Origin of the sequence: Streptomyces sp. NPDC050546 (assembly GCF_044457425.1) — a bacterium.
Lineage (GTDB): Bacteria > Actinomycetota > Actinomycetes > Streptomycetales > Streptomycetaceae > Streptomyces.
The window spans coordinates 201,111-217,951 of record NZ_JBITGX010000002.1; the positions used below are offsets into that span (position 1 = coordinate 201,111).

Sequence of the window (16,841 nt, forward strand, 5' to 3'; positions counted from 1 at the left end):
GGCCAGTGATGCTGCGCCCGTGTGCCGCCGGTGTCAAGGGGTCGCGTGCGGGACTTCAGTCCGCCGTGCGCTCCGCGGTCAGATACGCGATCACCATGTCGCCCAGCATGGTGCGGTAGTGCGCGCGCTGTGCCGGATCCAGCAGGTCGCGGCCGAACAGCGCGCCGAAGGTGTGCCGGTTGGAGACCCGGAAGAAGCAGTAGGAGGAGATCATCGCGTGCAGGTCGACGGCGTCGACGTCGGCCGTGAACAGGCCCGACTCCTGGCCCGACGCCAGGATCCGGCGGATCACGTCCAGGGCGGGGGAGCCGATCTTGCCGAGCTTCTCGGAGGCGGCGATGTGCTGCGCCCCGTGGATGTTCTCGATGCTGACCAGGCGGATGAAGTCCGGGTGCTGCTCGTGGTGGTCGAAGGTCACCTCGGCCAGGCGCCGGATCGCCGCCACCGGGTCCAGGTGCTCGACGTCGAGCTGCTGCTCGGCCTCCCGGATCACGCCGTACGCCCGCTCCAGCACGGAGGTGAACAGCTGTTCCTTGCCGCCGAAGTAGTAGTAGATCATCCGCTTCGTGGTGCGGGTGCGGGCGGCGATCTCGTCGACCCGGGCCCCGTCGTAGCCGGCCCGCGCGAACTCCTGTGTGGCGACGTCGAGGATCTCGGCCTGGGTGCGGGCGGCGTCACGGATGCGCTCGCCAGGACGTGCCGGTTCTTCGACGCTGGTCATCAGGTTCCTTCGGGCGGAGGGGCCGGTGCCGGTGATTGTAGAAGCAGGGGTGCGCTCGCCCACGGGGTCTTCCCGAGCCCGTCCTCGGCTGATATAGCTAACGTACTAGTTCGTACATTAGTGAAGCTGCTCGGGAGGCCCGTGTGCCCAAGGACTCGTATCTCGTCGGACTGATCGGTTCCGGCATCGGCCCCTCGCTCAGTCCGGCGTTGCACGAGCGGGAGGCCGACCGCCAGGGCCTGCGCCTGCTGTACCGGCTCATCGACATCGACCCGCTCGGGGTGCCGCCCGAGGCGGTGGGCGATCTGGTGCGGGCCGCTCGCGACCTGGGCTTCGACGGGCTCAACATCACGCACCCCTGCAAGCAGCTCGTCATCGAGCACCTGGACGCGCTCGCCCCGCAGGCCGAGGCGCTGGGCGCGGTCAACACCGTCGTCTTCGAGGACGGCCGGGCCGTCGGCCACAACACGGACGTCACCGGCTTCGCCGCGTCCTTCGCGCGCGGACTGCCCGACGCACCGCTGGAGCGGGTCGTGCAGCTGGGCGCCGGAGGCGCGGGCGCGGCCGTCGCGCACGCCACGCTCACCCTCGGCGCCGAGCGGGTCACCGTCGTCGACGCACTGCCCGAAAGGGCCGCGGCCCTCGCCGACTCCCTGAACCGCGCCTTCGGCCAGGGCCGCGCCGCCGCCGCGCCCCCGGAACGGCAGGCCGAGCTGCTCGCGCACGCCGACGGCATCGTCCACGCCACGCCCACCGGTATGGCGGCCCACCCCGGCCTGCCCCTGCCCGCCGGCCTGCTCCACCCCGGGCTGTGGGTCGCCGAGGTGGTCTACCGCCCGCTGGAGACCGAACTGCTGCGCACCGCCCGCGCGGTCGGCTGCGCCACCCTCGACGGCGGCGGTATGGCCGTGTTCCAGGCCGCGGACGCCTTTCGGCTGTTCACCGGGTGCGAGCCGGACAGTGCCCGGATGCTCGCGGACATCGAGGAGTTGGCCGGTGACGTCGAGAGCTCGGTGGGCGAGGCCGCTTGACGGCTGCGGGTCGTCCTCGGTCGCTCGCGCAGTTCCCCGCGCCCCTTACGGGGCGCTGTACAGCGGCATGTCGAAGGAGCAAGTATCCATGCGTACGTCCATCGCCACCGTCTCCCTCAGCGGATCCCTCACCGGGAAGCTCGACGCCGCCGCCCGGGCCGGCTTCGACGGGGTGGAGATCTTCGAGAACGATCTGCTGGCCAGCCCCCTCACCCCCGAGGACATCCGCGCCCGCTGCGCCGACCTCGGGCTCACCATCGACCTCTTCCAGCCGATGCGGGACATCGAGGCCGTGCCCGAGGCCGAGTTCGCCCGGAACCTGCGGCGGGCCCGCCACAAGTTCGAGCTGATGCGCAGGCTCGGCGCCGACACCGTCCTCGTCTGCTCCAGCGTCTCCCCGCAGGCGGTGGACGACGACGCCCTCGCCGCCGAGCAGCTGAGCCGGCTCGCCGACCTCGCGCGGGAGTCCGGCGTCAGGGTGGCCTACGAGGCGCTCGCCTGGGGGCGGCACGTCAGTACGTACGACCACGCCTGGCGCATCGTCGAGGCGGCCGGGCACCCGGCGCTCGGCACCTGCCTGGACAGCTTCCACATCCTCTCGCGGGGCTCGGAACCCAAGGACCTCGAAGGCATAGCGGACATCCCCGGCGAGAAGATCTTCTTCCTCCAGCTCGCCGACGCCCCGCTGCTCGCCATGGACGTCCTCCAGTGGAGCCGCCACTACCGCTGCTTCCCCGGCCAGGGCGGCTTCGACGTGGCGGGCCTCGTGCGGCACGTCCTGCGCACCGGCTACGACGGCCCGCTCTCCCTGGAGGTCTTCAACGACGTGTTCCGGCAGGCCGACGCCGGCCCGACCGCCGTGGACGCCCGGCGTTCCCTGCTGGTCCTCCAGGAGACGCTCGGCCGGGCGCACCTGCCCGAGCCCGTCGTCCCCACCGGCGTAGCCTTCGCCGAGCTGGTCACGCCCGACGCCGAGCCCCTCACCGCCCTGCTCGGTGCCCTCGGCTTCACCCGGACCGCCCGGCACCGCGGCAAGCCCGTCGCCCTGTGGGAGCAGGGCGAGGCCCGGATCCTCGTCAACACCGGCCCTGCCGTCCGCCGTGACGGCACCCAGCTCGCCGCGATCGGGCTGGAGTCCCCCGACCCGGCTGCGGCGGCCCGGCGCGCCGAGGCACTGCTGGCCCCCGTCCTGCCCCGTCGCCGCGCACCCGAGGACGCCCCGCTCGACGCGGTCGCCGCCCCCGACGGCACGGAGCTCTTCTTCTGCGCCACGGGCTGTCCGGGCCTGCCCGACTGGCGTGCCGACTTCGAGGACACCGGCCCGGCCCCCGCCCCCACGGGCATCCGCGGGATCGACCACGTCGCCCTCACCCAGCCCTGGCACCACTTCGACGAGGCGGCCCTCTTCCACCGCGGGGTGCTCGGCCTGCGCGCCCAGGAGAGCGTGGACGTCGCCGACCCCTACGGTCTGCTGCGCAGCCGCGCCGTCACCAACCCCGACGGCAGCGTCCGGATCGCCCTGACCGTCGGCGCCGCGCCCACGGACGACACCGTGCACGCCCAGCACATCGCCCTCGCCGCCGACGACGTGGTCGCCGCGGCCCGCCGCTTCCGCGAGGCCGGCGGCCGGCTGCTGCCCGTCCCCGCGAACTACTACGACGACCTCGCCGCCCGCTTCGAGTTCACCGACGGGGAGCTGGAGACGTACCGCGACCTGGGCATCCTCTACGACCGCGACGCCCACGGCGCCTTCCGTCACTGCTACACCCGGACCATCGGCCGCGTCTTCTTCGAACTGGTCCAGCGCGACGACGGCTACCGCGGCTACGGCGCCGCCAACGCCCCGGTACGGCTGGCGGCCCAGCACACGGTGCGGGCCCTCACTGGCGGCTGACGGTCCGGGTGATGCCCGTGACGACCGTCGTGGCGAGGATCCAGCCGGTGAGGACCAGGGCGTAGGACAGCCACTGGTAGCCGTCGGCCGGTGCGAACGCCCCCTCCTGCCCGAAGGAGATCACGGGCAGGAGCAGGTCGAGCGTGTAGAACACCGGGTTGAACTGCGGGGCCTCGTCAGACTTCAGCGGCTGGGGGTGGTGCAGCGCGTAGGCCACGGAGCCGATCACGAGCAGCGACACCAGCCAGCCCGCGGCCCGCAGCGGGCGGAAGCCGTAGCCGACGGTGGCGTCCTGGACATAGCCCCACAGCCGGCCGTACCAGGAGAGGGTGCCGCGGTGGCGGCGCTGCTTGGCGAGCTGGACCTGGCGGGCGGCGTGGTCGTCGCCGATCCGGCGGTAGGCGGCGGTCAACTGCTCGTAGGCGTGCGGGACATAGCCCTCGCCGTCCCGCTCCAGCATCGCCAGACGGCGCTCGGCGGGCGCGTGCGGTGTGAGGGACGTATAGACGAGGCTGTCGAGCAGGACCTCCTCCGGGACCACGTCCGGCTCCAGCCACAGGACGTCCAGCTGGGCGCGGCGCAGGTTGAGCGTGCCGTCCATGGGCGGGCTCTTGCGCAGCCAGACCTCCCCGATGGTGCAGCTGCTGGCCCGCAGCGCGGCGTCACCGGGGTTCGACAGGCGCGCGTGCGACAGGTCGAGGCGGCCCCCGATCCGGGCGCCGCGCAGGCCGATCCAGCCGAATGTCTCCACACCGCGCAGCAGGACGTCGCCCTCCACCGCGGCCAGCTCAGCGTCGAGGACGACCTCACCCGTGCCGCCCCGCAGCCGGGCCTCGCTCAGGTCCACGGATCCGGCGACCGACGCGCCCGTCAGCCGTACCCCGCCCCGCGTCCGCAGACCCGGAGCCGACAGGCCGTCCCCGATGGTCACATGGTTGAGCTGGAGTGCGGGCTGACCGGTGGACCGTTCGTCGATGTCGGCCCGGTCCAGGAACAGCGCCCCGGCGATCTGCGCGCCGCCGAGCCGCACGGGCCCGTCGAAGAGGGAGTCCGACATGCGCAGGACGCCGTCCACCCGCAGCGTGGCGGCGTCCAGGCCGGGCAGGACGGAGTCGCGCAGGTTCAGCTGGCGCACCCGCGCCGCGTACAGCACGGGTGTCTTCTCGAAGTAGCAGTGACTCAGGCGCACGGCGTGATCGATTTCGCTGTACTTGAGGTCGAGCATCCCGGTGATCCGCGCACCACCCAGTCTGAGGGCGGCGGTCTCCCCGTCCTCCTGGGGCGCGCTCAGCAGCAGGGCCCGCAACACGGCCGCGCGTACGGTCCGTTCGGGGCCCCACTCCGCTCCCCGCTCCGGATCCTCGTCCGCCGACTCCCGGAAGTTCACGTCCCGCCCGCGCGAGAAGGCACGCCACACCCGCGCCTCGGCGGATGTCATGTTGTCGATCTCCATCAGCGGGGACTCTGACGCGCCGGCCGGAGGCTGTCAACCCACCCTCAACTCGCCCCCGGCCGACGTCCGTTACGCCCGCGCGTTCCACTCCGCGATCACGGGCCGGCCGTGCTCGGTCGACAGCCGGCTGACCGTGCCGGTCTCCAGCCGGAACAGCCGTCCCTCCGCCGCCGACAGGCCAAGGCGGCGTGCCGTCAGGGCGCGGAGGAAGTGGCCGTGTGCCACCAGCATCACATCGCCCTCGGGCAGCGCCCCGGCCACCCGGGACAGCACCCGGTCGGCGCGCTCGCCGACCTCCTCGGGGGACTCGCCCGGCTTGCCGTCGGCACCGGGCGGGCCCCCGTCGGTCCACAGGTCCCAGTCCGGGCGGGTGCGGTGTATCTCGTCGCTCGTGACGCCCTCGTAAGCGCCGTAGTACCACTCGTGCAGGTCCGCGTCCCGCACGGCCCCCGTCAGGCCCGCGAGTTCGGCGGTGCGCACCGCGCGGGTGAGAGGGCTCGTGAGGACCAGCGCGAAGGGGCGGTCCGCCAGCAGCGGAACCAGCGATTTGGCCTGTTCCTCACCGCGCGGGGTGAGGGGCAGGTCGGTGAAGCTGGTGTGCTGTCCGCTCCGGCTCCACTCCGTCTCGCCGTGACGGACCATCAGCAGATCGCCCACGGTGCTACGCCTTCTTCGCGGACTCGACGGCGTGGCCGCCGAACTGGTTGCGCAGCGCCGCGATCATCTTCATCTGCGGCGAGTCGTCCTGACGGGAGGCGAACCGGGAGAAGAGGGAGGCGGTGATCGCGGGCAGCGGCACGGAGTTGTCGATCGCGGCCTCCACGGTCCAGCGTCCCTCGCCGGAGTCCTGGGCGAATCCCCGGAGGTTCTCCAGGTGCTCGTCCTCGTCGAGCGCGTTGACCGCGAGGTCCAGCAGCCAGGAGCGGATGACCGTGCCGTCCTGCCAGGAGCGGAACACCTCGCGGACGTTGTCCACCGAGTCCACGGCCTCCAGCAGCTCCCAGCCCTCGGCGTAGGCCTGCATCATCGCGTACTCGATGCCGTTGTGGACCATCTTCGCGAAGTGCCCGGCGCCCACCTTGCCCGCGTGGACGAAGCCGTACGGGCCCTCCGGCTTGAGTGCGTCGAAGATCGGCTGGAGCCGGTCGACGTACTCCTTGTCGCCGCCGACCATCAGGGCGTAGCCGTTCTTCAGGCCCCAGACGCCGCCCGAGACGCCCGCGTCGACGAAGCCGATGCCGTGCTTGCTCAGCTCCTCGGCGTGCTTCTCGTCGTCCGTCCAGCGGGAGTTGCCGCCGTCGACGACCGTGTCGTAGGGCTTGAGGAGGCCCCCGAGCTGGTCGACGACGTGCTGGGTGGGGCCGCCGGCCGGGACCATGACCCAGACCGTGCGCGGTGCCTCCAGCGCGTTGACGAGGTCGGCCAGGCTGGCCACGTCGGACTTCTCGGGGTTGGTGTCGTAGCCGACGACGGTGTGGCCGGCGTTGCGCAGGCGGTCGCGCATGTTGCCGCCCATCTTGCCGAGACCCACAAGACCGATCTGCATGTCAGTTCACTTCCCGAAGATTGCGGTAGGCGGCCACCAGCGCGGCCGTGGACGGGTCGAGACCGGGGACATCCGCGCCCTCGGTCAGGGCGGGCTCGACGCGCTTGGCGAGGACCTTGCCGAGCTCGACGCCCCACTGGTCGAAGGAGTCGATGTTCCACACCGCGCCCTGCACGAACACCTTGTGCTCGTAGAGGGCGACCAGCTGGCCCAGGACCGACGGGGTCAGCTCGGTGGCCAGGATCGTCGTGGTCGGGTGGTTGCCCCGGAACGTCTTGTGCGCCACCAGCTCCTCGGGCACCCCCTCGGCCCGCACCTCCTGCGGCGTCTTGCCGAAGGCGAGCGCCTGCGTCTGCGCGAAGAAGTTCGCCATCAGCAGGTCGTGCTGCGCCCTGAGCTCCTCGCTCAGCTCGGCGACGGGCCGGGCGAAGCCGATGAAGTCCGCCGGGATCAGCTTGGTGCCCTGGTGGATGAGCTGGTAGTAGGCGTGCTGCCCGTTGGTGCCGGGCGTGCCCCACACCACCGGGCCCGTCTGCCACTGGACGGGACGGCCCTCGCGGTCCACCGACTTGCCGTTGGACTCCATGTCGAGCTGCTGGAGATAGGCGGTGAACTTCGACAGGTAGTGGCTGTAGGGCAGCACCGCATGCGACTGGGCGTCATGGAAGTTGCCGTACCAGATGCCCAGCAGGCCCAGCAGCAGCGGGGCGTTGGCCTCGGCGGGCGCGTTGCGGAAGTGCTCGTCGACGATGCGGAAGCCGTCGAGCATCTCCCGGAAGCGGTCCGGCCCGATGGCGATCATCAGGGAGAGGCCGATCGCGGAGTCGTACGAGTAGCGGCCGCCGACCCAGTCCCAGAACTCGAACATGTTGTCGACGTCGATACCGAATCCGGCGACCTTCTCCGCGTTCGTCGACAGGGCCACGAAGTGCCTGGCCACCGCCTTCTCATCGCCCCCCAGGCCTTGCAGCAGCCAGGAGCGCGCCGAGGTCGCGTTGGTGATGGTCTCGATCGTGGTGAACGTCTTGGACGCGACGATGAACAGCGTCTCCGCCGGGTCCAGGTCGCGCACGGCCTCGTGCAGGTCGGCGCCGTCCACGTTCGACACGAACCGGAACGTCAGCGAGCGGTCCGTGTAGGCGCGCAGCACCTCGTACGCCATCGCCGGGCCCAGGTCCGAGCCGCCGATACCGATGTTGACGACGTTGCGGATCCGCTTGCCGGTGTGGCCGGTCCACTCCCCGGAGCGGACGCGGTCGGCGAAGCCGGCCATCTTGTCCAGCACGGCGTGCACACCCGGCACCACGTTCTCGCCGTCGACCTCGACCACCGCGTCCCGCGGCGCCCGCAGCGCGGTGTGCAGCACGGCCCGGTCCTCGGTGACGTTGATCCGCTCGCCGCGGAACATGGCGTCCCGCAGCCCGAAGACGTCGGTGGCGGCGGCCAGCTCCTGGAGCAGGGCCAGCGTCTCGTCGGTGACCAGGTTCTTGGAGTAGTCGATGCGCAGATCGCCCACGCGTACGACATAGCGCTCGGCCCGCCCCGGGTCGGCCGCGAACAGCTCACGCAGGTCCGGCTGCGGCAGGGCGTCCTTGCGGTGGTCCTCCAGGGCGGTCCACTGGGGCCGCCGGGTGAGCTCGGGGGAGCCGGAGGGGGAGTCAGACATGAGCGGGAGTCTCCTCGTCGGCCTCGCCGTTCAGGGCGATGGCGTACATCTCGTCGGCGTCGAGGCGCCTGAGCTCCTCGGCGATGAGTTCGGAGGTGGCACGGACCTTCAGCGCCAGGGTGCGAGAGGGCTGGCCCGGCAGGGTCAGCGTGGCCAGCGGGCCCTCGGGACGGTCGATGACGATCTCGCCGTTCTCCGTGCCCAGCCGTACGGCCGTGACGACCGGCCCGGCGGTGACCACCCGGTCGACCGAGACGTGCAGCCGTGCCTCCAGCCAGCGGGCCAGCAGCTCGGCGGCCGGGTTCTCGGCCTCGGCCTCCACTGCCGCCGAGGTGATCCGCGCCCGGGCCTGGTCCAGCGCCGCCGCGAGCATCGAACGCCAGGGCGTCAGCCGGGTCCAGGCGAGGTCGGTGTCGCCGGGGGCGTAGGAGCGGACCCGGGTCCGGAGCGTCTCCAAGGGGTTCTCGACCGCGTACAGGTCGGTGATCCGCCGCTGGGCCAGTGCCCCGAGCGGGTCCTTGGAGGGCACGTCAGGGGCGTTCACCGGCCACCACACCACCACCGGCGCGTCCGGCAGCAGCAGCGGCAGCACCACCGAGTCGGCGTGGTCGGAGACCTCGCCGTAGGTCCGCAGGATCACCGTCTCGCCGGTGCCCGCGTCGGCGCCCACCCGGACCTCGGCGTCCAGCCGGGAGGACTGGCGGTCGCGCGGGGTGCGGGCGTGCCGCTTGATGACGACCAGGGTGCGCGAGGGGTGCTCGTGCGAGGCCTCCTCGGCCGCCTTGATCGCGTCGTAGGCGTTCTCCTCGTCCGTGACGATCACCATCGTCAGGACCATGCCCACGGCGGGGGTGCCGATGGCCCGGCGCCCCTGCACCAGCGCCTTGTTGATCTTGCTTGCCGTGGTGTCGGTCAGGTCGATCTTCATGGCCTGCGCCAGCTCCGTCCGTCTCGTGCGAGCATCTCGTCGGCTTCCGCGGGTCCCCAGCTGCCCGACGTGTACTGCGCGGGCCTGCCGTGCGTGGCCCAGTACCGCTCGATCGGGTCGAGGATCTTCCAGGACTCTTCCACTTCCTGGTGACGGGGGAACAGGTTGGCGTCGCCCAGGAGGACGTCAAGGATCAGCCGTTCGTACGCCTCCGGGCTCGATTCGGTGAACGACTCGCCGTAGGCGAAGTCCATCGTCACGTCCCGGATCTCCATCGACGTACCCGGCACCTTGGAGCCGAACCGGACCGTCATGCCCTCGTCCGGCTGGACGCGGATGACGATCGCGTTGGCGCCCAGCTCCTCGGTCGCGGTGGAGTCGAAGGGGGAGTGCGGGGCCCGCTGGAAGACGACCGCGATCTCCGTCACCCGGCGGCCGAGCCGCTTGCCGGTGCGCAGATAGAAGGGGACGCCCGCCCAGCGGCGGTTGTCCACCTGGAGCCTGATCGCGGCGTAGGTGTCGGTCTTCGACGAGGCGTCGATGCCGTCCTCGTCCAGATAGCCGCCGACCTTCGCGCCGCCCTGCCAGGCCGCCGCGTACTGCCCGCGCACGGTGTTCAGCCCCAGGTCCTCCGGCAGCTGCACGGCGCGGAGCACCTTCAGCTTCTCGGTGAGCAGTGACGCCGCGTCGAAGGCGGCAGGCTCCTCCATCGCGGTGAGCGCCATCAGCTGGAGCAGATGGTTCTGGATGACGTCACGGGCCGCCCCGATGCCGTCGTAGTACCCCGCGCGGCCGCCGATGCCGATGTCCTCGGCCATGGTGATCTGCACATGGTCGACGTACGACCGGTTCCAGATCGGTTCGAACATCTGGTTGGCGAAGCGCAGCGCCAGGATGTTCTGGACGGTCTCCTTGCCGAGGTAGTGGTCGATCCGGAAGACCTGCTCCGGGTCGAACACGTCGTGCACGATCGTGTTCAGCTCTTCGGCCGACTTCAGGTCGTGCCCGAACGGCTTCTCGATGACCGCGCGGCGCCAGGAGCCCTCGGGCGCGTTCGCCAGCCCGTGCTTCTTGAGCTGCTGGGCGACCTTCGGGAAGAACTTCGGCGGCACCGAGAGGTAGAAGGCGTAGTTGCCGCTGGTGCCCCGGGAGGCGTCCAGCTCCTCGACGGCGGACCGCAGCTGCTTGAACGCCGTGTCGTCGTCGAAGTCACCGGGGATGAACCGCATGCCCTCGGAGAGCTGCTGCCAGACCTCCTCGCGGAACGGGGTACGGGCGTGCTCACGGACCGCGTCGTGCACCACCTGCGCGAAGTCCTGGTCCTCCCAGTCCCGGCGGGCGAAGCCCACCAGCGAGAAGCCCGGCGGCAGCAGACCGCGGTTGGCCAGGTCGTACACGGCCGGCATCAGCTTCTTGCGGGACAGGTCGCCGGTCACCCCGAAGATGACGAGTCCGGACGGGCCCGCGATCCTGGGCAGCCGGCGGTCGCGCGCGTCACGCAGAGGGTTGGCGTAGTCGGCCTCGGTGTAGTCCCTGGGCGGGACGGCGGGCTCAGTCGTGCCGTCCACCCCGGTCTGCTCGACCCCGGCCGCCTCCTGGGCCGCCACGGCCTCCTTCTCCTCCTTGGTCCCCTTGGTCTCCTGTTCGGCCGTCTGGGGGATGGCCGTCCGGGGGATATCCGTCCGGGGGATGCCCTCGCTCATTCCGCGTCAACTCCCTTGCTGTTCAAGGACTTGGTGACCGCGTCCAGCAGGTCCTGCCAGGCCACCTCGAACTTGGCCACGCCCTCGTTCTCCAGTTGCCGCACCACCTCGTCGTACCCGATGCCGAGCCGCTCGACGGCCGCCAGGTCGGCGCGGGCCTGGGCGTAACCGCCGGTGACCGTGTCGCCCTGGACGTCGCCGTGGTCGGCGACGGCGTTCAGCGTGGCCTCCGGCATGGTGTTGACCGTGCCGGGGGTGACCAGTTCGTCCACGTACAGGGTGTCCTTGTATGCGGGGTCCTTCACACCGGTGGAGGCCCAAAGGGGGCGCTGCCGGTTCGCGCGGGCCCCGCCCAGCGCCTGCCAGCGCGCCCCGGCGAAGACCTGCTCGTACGCCTCGTAGGCGAGCCGCGCGTTGGCCAGGGCCGCCCGGCCCTTCAGAGCGAGGGCCTCGTCCGTGCCCAGCAGCGTCAGCCGCTTGTCGATCTCGGAGTCGACGCGGGAGACGAAGAAGGACGCGACCGAGTGGATGGCCGACAGATCGAGACCGGCCGCCTGGGCCTTCTCCAGACCGGCGACATAGGCGTCCATGACCTCGCGGTAGCGCTCCAGCGAGAAGATCAGCGTCACGTTCACGCTGATGCCCGCGCCGATCACCTCGGTGATCGCCGGCAGGCCGGCCTTCGTCGCCGGGATCTTGATCATCACGTTGGGGCGGTCCACCAGCCAGGCCAGCTGCCGGGCCTCGGCGACCGTCGCCGCCGTGTCGTGGGCCAGACGCGGGTCGACCTCGATGGAGACCCGGCCGTCCCGGCCGCCGGTGGCGTCGTACACCGGCCGCAGGACGTCGGCGGCGGCGCGGACGTCGGCGGTGGTCATCATCCGGACGGCCTCGTCGACGGTGACGCCCCGCACCGCCAGGTCGGCGAGCTGCGCCTCGTAGCCCTCCCCGGAGCCGATGGCGGCCTGGAAGATGGAGGGGTTGGTGGTGACACCGACGACGTTCCTGGTGGCGACGAGCCCGGCCAGGTTGCCGGACTCGATCCGCCGGCGCGACAGGTCGTCGAGCCAGATCGACACGCCCTCGTCGGACAGGCGCTTGAGTGCTCCCGCGCTCGCGGTCGCTTCGGTCACAGTGATCATCTTCTTTCGGGCGGTCGGATCAGCCACGGGCGGCGGCGAGGGACTCGCGGGCCGCGGCGGCGACGTTCTCGGAGGTGAAGCCGAACTCGGCGAACAGGGTCCTGGCGTCGGCGGAGGCGCCGAAGTGCTCCAGGGAGACGATGCGTCCCGCGTCCCCCACGAACCGGTGCCAGGTCAGGCCGATACCGGCCTCGACCGCGACCCGGGCCTTCACGGACGGCGGCAGCACCCGCTCGCGGTACTCGCGCGGCTGCTCCTCGAACCACTCCACCGACGGCATCGACACCACCCGGGTGCCGACCCCCTCGGCCTCCAGGGCCTCGCGGGCGGCGACGGCGAGCTGCACCTCGGAGCCCGTGGCGACGATCACCACGTCCGGCACCTCGGTCGAGGATTCCGCCAGGACATAGCCGCCGCGTGCCGCGTCCGGGTTCGGCTCGTACGTGGGCACGCCCTGGCGGGTGAGCGCGAGGCCGTGCGGGGCCGGGTCGGTGGTGTGCCGCCGGAGGATCTCGGCCCAGACGGTCGCGGTCTCGTTGGCGTCGGCCGGGCGTACGACGTTCAGGCCCGGGATGGCCCGCAGCGCGGCCAGGTGCTCGACCGGCTGGTGGGTCGGGCCGTCCTCGCCCAGGCCTACCGAGTCGTGCGTCCACACGTACGTCACCGGCAGCTGCATCAGGGCCGACATCCGCACCGCGTTGCGCATGTAGTCGGAGAACACCAGGAAGGTGCCGCCGTAGATCCGGGTGTTGCCGTGCAGGGCGATGCCGTTCATCTCCGCGGCCATGGAGAACTCACGGATGCCGAAGTGGATCGTCCGGCCGTACGGGTCGGCCTCCGGCAGCGGGTTGCCCTTCGGCAGGAAGGACGAGGTCTTGTCGATCGTGGTGTTGTTCGAACCGGCCAGGTCGGCCGAGCCGCCCCACAGCTCGGGGACGACCGCGCCGAGCGCCTGGAGGACCTTGCCGGACGCGGCCCGGGTGGCGACCGCCTTCCCCGGCTCGAACACCGGCAGGGCGTCCTCCCAGCCCTCGGGCAGCTCGCCCTTGCTGACGCGGTCGAAGACGACGGCGCGCTCCGGGTTGTCGCCGCGCCAGGCGGCGATCCGCTTGTCCCAGGCGGTGCGCGCCTCGGCGCCCCGGTCCAGGGCCCCGCGGGTGTGGGCCAGGACCTCGTCGGTGACCTCGAAGGACCGCTCCGGGTCGAAGCCGAGGAGGCGCTTGGTGGCGGCCACCTCGTCCTCTCCGAGCGCCGAGCCGTGCGAGGCCTCGGTGTTCCGGGCGTTGGGGGCGGGCCAGGCGATGATCGTGCGCATCGCGATGATCGAGGGGCGCCCGGTCTCGGCCTGAGCCGCCCTCAGGGCCGCGTACAGCGCCCGTACGTCGACGTCGCCGTCCTCCTGCGGCTCGATCCGCCGCACATCCCAGCCGTACGCCTCGTACCGCCCCAGCACGTCTTCCGAGAAGGCGGTCGCGGTGTCGCCCTCGATGGAGATGTGGTTGTCGTCGTAGAGGAAGACCAGGTTGCCGAGCTTCTGGTGGCCGGCCAGCGAGGAGGCCTCGGCGGAGACACCCTCCTGGAGGTCGCCGTCGGACACGATGGCCCAGATGGTGTGGTCGAAGGGGGAGGTGCCCTCCGGGGCCTCCGGGTCGAACAGGCCGCGCTCGTAGCGGGCGGCCATCGCCATGCCGACGGCGTTCGCGACGCCCTGGCCCAGCGGGCCGGTGGTGGTCTCCACGCCCGCGGTGTGCCCGTACTCGGGATGCCCGGGCGTCTTCGAACCGTGCGTGCGGAACGCCTTCAGGTCGTCCAGCTCCAGCTCGTAGCCCGCGAGGTACAGCTGCGTGTACAGGGTCAGCGAGGTGTGGCCGGGCGACAGGACGAAGCGGTCACGACCGGCCCACTCCGGGTCGGCGGGGTCGTGCCGCATCACCTTCTGAAAGATCGTGTAGGCCGCCGGCGCCAGGCTCATCGCGGTGCCGGGATGGCCGTTGCCGACCCGCTGGACGGCGTCCGCCGCAAGAACACGGGCGGTGTCGACGGCACGCCGGTCGAGTTCGGTCCATTCGAAGCTGTCCGCGCTGTCCGCTGTCTGCGTGCTCATCTTCAAGAAGTCCTCGATCGGAGCGAAGGGGCTGGTCTGACGTGTTCAAAATTAAAAGTCTGACTTTTTCGACGGAAGGTCGCCCTGTGCCAGGGTGTGGTGAAAGTGGGACACCCGGAGGCGACGCGGGGCGCGAACGGGGCGGCACGAGGCGGACATGGCAGATATGACGGACATGGCGGACAGCACCATCCGAGGCGGCGACGGGATCAGAACCTTCCCCTTTCCGGTCGAGCTGAGCGTCGGCGGTGTCGGCATGCAGGTCGGCCCGATGGGCACCGGCCGCACCTGGCACGCCGACGCGCCGCTGGAGCGCGTGCACCGCATCGACTTCCATGTCGTGATGCTGTTCGCCGAGGGCCCGGTCCGGCACATGGTCGACTTCACCGAGCACGAGGCCGGGGCCGGGGATCTGCTGTGGATCCGCCCGGGGCAGGTCCACCGCTTCTCGCGGACGAGCGAGTACCGCGGAACGGTGCTCACCATGCAGCCGGGCTTCCTGCCCCGCGCGACCGTGGAGGCCACCGGCCTGTACCGCTACGACCTGCCGCCGCTGCTGCGTCCCGGCCCGGCCGAGCTCGCCGGGCTGCGCGCCGCGCTCGAACACCTGCGGCGCGAGTACGAGGACACGGCCACGCTGCCGCTCAGCCTGCACACCGCCGTGCTGCGTCACTCGCTGACGGCGTTTCTGCTGCGGCTCGCCCATCTCGCGGCGAGTTCGGCGGAGTCGGTGCGCCGGCGGTCGGACTCCACCTTCACCCTCTTCCGGGACGCCGTGGAGCGGGACTTCGCCACCAACCACAGTGTCAGCGCCTATGCCGACGCCCTCGGCTACTCCCGCCGCACCCTGGTCCGCGCGGTCCGCGCAGCCACCGGCGACACCCCCAAGGCCTTCATCGACAAGCGCGTGGTCCTCGAGGCCAAACGGCTCCTCGCCCACACCGATCTGCCGATCGGCCGGGTCGGCGCGGCGGTCGGCTTCCCCGACGCGGCGAACTTCTCCAAGTTCTTCCACCAGCACACGGACCAGACCCCCGCGGTGTTCCGGGCTGACCTGCGCTGAGGGCAGCGAAGAGGGGCCCCACGCGCGCGTGGAGCCCCCTGCCGAGATTCGTCAGCGCCCGAAGGTGAACCAGTTGACGTTCACGAAGTCCTGTGGCTGACCGCTGGTGAAGGTCAGATACACATCGTGCGTGCCCGTCACGGAGCTGATGTTCGCCGGAATCGTCCGCCAGGACTGCCAGCCTCCGGTGCCGCCCACCGAGAAACTTCCGACGGGTGCGTTGCCACGGCTGTCAAGACGCACCTCGACCAGCCCGCTGACGCCGCCCGCCGCACCGCTCGCGACCCGGGCGCTGAACTGCCGGGCGGCAGTCGAGCCGAAGTTCACGCCCTTGAAGTGCAGCCAGTCGCCGTTGGCCAGCGAACCGACGTTCTGGCCGCCGCCGGAGTCGGTCGTCGTCTCGGTGCTCACTCCGGACTGGCCGTCGTAGGACTCGGCCTGGATGGCGGAGTAGGCGTCGCGGTTGCCGGTCGGCGGGGGAGTGGTGCCCCCGCCCGACGACAGCACCTGGACGTAGTCGACGACCATCGCGTGGCCCGGCTGCGTCCCCGCGTCCGGGCCGCCGCCGAACGCGTCCGGGAAGCCGCCGCCCATCGCGACGTTCAGGATGACGAAGAAACCGTGGTCGGTGGCGTTCCGCCAGGTCGTCGCGTCGACCTGGTTGGCGCGCACGGTGTGGAAGTTGGTGCCGTCGAGGTAGAAGCGGATCTCCTCGACGCTGGTCGAGCGGTCCCACTCCATCCGGTAGGTGTGGAAGCCCGCCTGACAGCTGGTGCCCTGGCAGGTGGTCGAACTGCCGATACCGCTGGTCTCGTTGCAGGGGCCGCCCGGCGAGGTGCCGCAGTGCATGGTCGCGAACACCGTGTTCATGCCCTGCGTGTTCTCCATGATGTCCAGCTCGCCGACGGCCGGCCAGTTCCAGTAGTTGCCGCGGTAGGGGGCGCCCAGCATCCAGAAGGCCGGCCAGTAGCCCTTCGCCGCGGCCCCGGTGACGTTCGGCACCTGGATGCGCGACTCGACGCGGAGTGTGCCGCCGGCCGGGGGCTGGAAGTCGGTGCGGTTGGTCTCGACGCGGCCGGAGGTCCAGTTCCCGGCGGCGTCCCGGCGGGGGGTGATGCGCAGGTTGCCGTTGCCGTCGAGCGCGACGTTGTCGGTGCTGCTCGTCATCGTCTCGATCTCGCCGGTGCCCCAGTTGGCCGGGCCGCCCGGATAGCCCTTGCCCGTCGCGTACTGCCAGTTGGAGGTGTTGACGCCGCTGCCCGCGGCGCCGTTGAAGTCGTCCACGAACATCTGCGTCCAGCCCGACGGGGGCGGCGGGGCGGAGGCGTTCGCGGCCGGGGCGGAGGCGGTGGTGGCCGCCGCCGCGAGGCCGAGCGTGCTGACGACGGCGACGAACGCCCGCCGCAAGGGACGGCGTCTGTGCGAGGTGCGGGAGGTGTCGCTCATGGGGGGATGCCTCTCGAGTGGAGGGGTGAGAGCGCTCTCAAAGTGCCGCCAATGTGCTCCACGTCACCCAGGTCGTCAAGAGGTAAAGCCGGGAAAAGTACGGGCCGTTCGATGAGTGCACAGCTTGAACGGGGGGCCGGTGAC

13 protein-coding genes are annotated in these 16,841 nt (G+C 71.3%); 3 read left to right on the plus strand and 10 right to left on the minus strand.

Annotation, left to right across the window (positions count from 1 at the left end; genetic code table 11):
- Positions 1-55: 55 nt before the first annotated feature.
- On the minus strand, positions 56-721 hold the full coding sequence (locus ACIBK5_RS05690; protein ID WP_399016571.1) for a TetR/AcrR family transcriptional regulator: 666 nt from the start codon (positions 719-721) through the stop codon (positions 56-58).
- Between the two features lie 143 nt (positions 722-864).
- Here ACIBK5_RS05690 and ACIBK5_RS05695 point away from each other — a divergent pair, with 143 nt between their 5' ends.
- Positions 865-1,752 (plus strand): shikimate dehydrogenase, encoded by an 888-nt coding sequence (locus ACIBK5_RS05695; protein ID WP_399016573.1) that lies wholly within the window; start codon positions 865-867, stop codon positions 1,750-1,752.
- Positions 1,753-1,840: 88 nt separating this feature from the next.
- Positions 1,841-3,646 carry a bifunctional sugar phosphate isomerase/epimerase/4-hydroxyphenylpyruvate dioxygenase family protein gene (locus ACIBK5_RS05700; protein WP_399016575.1) on the plus strand — a complete coding sequence of 602 codons (1,806 nt, stop codon included), beginning with the start codon at positions 1,841-1,843 and terminating at the stop codon, positions 3,644-3,646.
- On the opposite strand, the gene ACIBK5_RS05705 is transcribed toward ACIBK5_RS05700, so the two are convergent.
- From ACIBK5_RS05705 to tkt, 8 genes are all read right to left on the minus strand, one after another.
- Positions 3,633-5,099 carry a membrane-associated oxidoreductase gene (locus tag ACIBK5_RS05705; protein ID WP_399016577.1) on the minus strand — a complete coding sequence of 489 codons (1,467 nt, stop codon included), beginning with the start codon at positions 5,097-5,099 and terminating at the stop codon, positions 3,633-3,635. The two genes, ACIBK5_RS05700 and ACIBK5_RS05705, sit on opposite strands and share 14 nt — an antisense overlap.
- Positions 5,100-5,168: 69 nt before the next feature.
- Positions 5,169-5,756 (minus strand): histidine phosphatase family protein, encoded by a 588-nt coding sequence (locus tag ACIBK5_RS05710; protein WP_399016579.1) that lies wholly within the window; start codon positions 5,754-5,756, stop codon positions 5,169-5,171.
- A 4-nt stretch (positions 5,757-5,760) separates the two neighbouring features.
- The gene (gene gnd / locus ACIBK5_RS05715; protein WP_399016581.1) at positions 5,761-6,645 is read right to left on the minus strand and encodes a phosphogluconate dehydrogenase (NAD(+)-dependent, decarboxylating); all 885 of its coding nucleotides are present in this window, start codon (positions 6,643-6,645) and stop codon (positions 5,761-5,763) included.
- Position 6,646: 1 nt separating this feature from the next.
- On the minus strand, positions 6,647-8,311 hold the full coding sequence (gene pgi, locus ACIBK5_RS05720) for a glucose-6-phosphate isomerase (RefSeq protein ID WP_399016583.1): 1,665 nt from the start codon (positions 8,309-8,311) through the stop codon (positions 6,647-6,649).
- Positions 8,304-9,239 (minus strand): glucose-6-phosphate dehydrogenase assembly protein OpcA, encoded by a 936-nt coding sequence (opcA, locus tag ACIBK5_RS05725; RefSeq protein ID WP_399016585.1) that lies wholly within the window; start codon positions 9,237-9,239, stop codon positions 8,304-8,306. The genes pgi and opcA overlap by 8 nt, the downstream gene beginning before the upstream one ends.
- Entirely contained in the window at positions 9,236-10,942 is a 1,707-nt protein-coding gene (zwf, locus tag ACIBK5_RS05730) for a glucose-6-phosphate dehydrogenase (RefSeq protein ID WP_399016587.1), read from the minus strand. The genes opcA and zwf overlap by 4 nt, the downstream gene beginning before the upstream one ends.
- Positions 10,939-12,084, minus strand: a complete 1,146-nt coding sequence (tal, locus tag ACIBK5_RS05735) for a transaldolase (RefSeq protein ID WP_399016589.1) — start codon at positions 12,082-12,084, stop codon at positions 10,939-10,941. The genes zwf and tal overlap by 4 nt, the downstream gene beginning before the upstream one ends.
- Positions 12,085-12,103: 19 nt before the next feature.
- Positions 12,104-14,188 carry a transketolase gene (gene tkt / locus ACIBK5_RS05740; protein WP_399016591.1) on the minus strand — a complete coding sequence of 695 codons (2,085 nt, stop codon included), beginning with the start codon at positions 14,186-14,188 and terminating at the stop codon, positions 12,104-12,106.
- Between the two features lie 175 nt (positions 14,189-14,363).
- On the opposite strand from tkt, the gene ACIBK5_RS05745 reads away from it, so the two are divergent.
- Entirely contained in the window at positions 14,364-15,251 is an 888-nt protein-coding gene (locus ACIBK5_RS05745) for a helix-turn-helix domain-containing protein (protein ID WP_399017278.1), read from the plus strand.
- 51 nt (positions 15,252-15,302) lie between these two features.
- Here ACIBK5_RS05745 and ACIBK5_RS05750 read toward each other — a convergent pair whose 3' ends face one another.
- A complete protein-coding gene (locus ACIBK5_RS05750) occupies positions 15,303-16,697 on the minus strand; it encodes a glycoside hydrolase family 16 protein (RefSeq protein WP_399016593.1) in 1,395 nt (464 codons plus the stop codon).
- Positions 16,698-16,841: the final 144 nt, after the last annotated feature.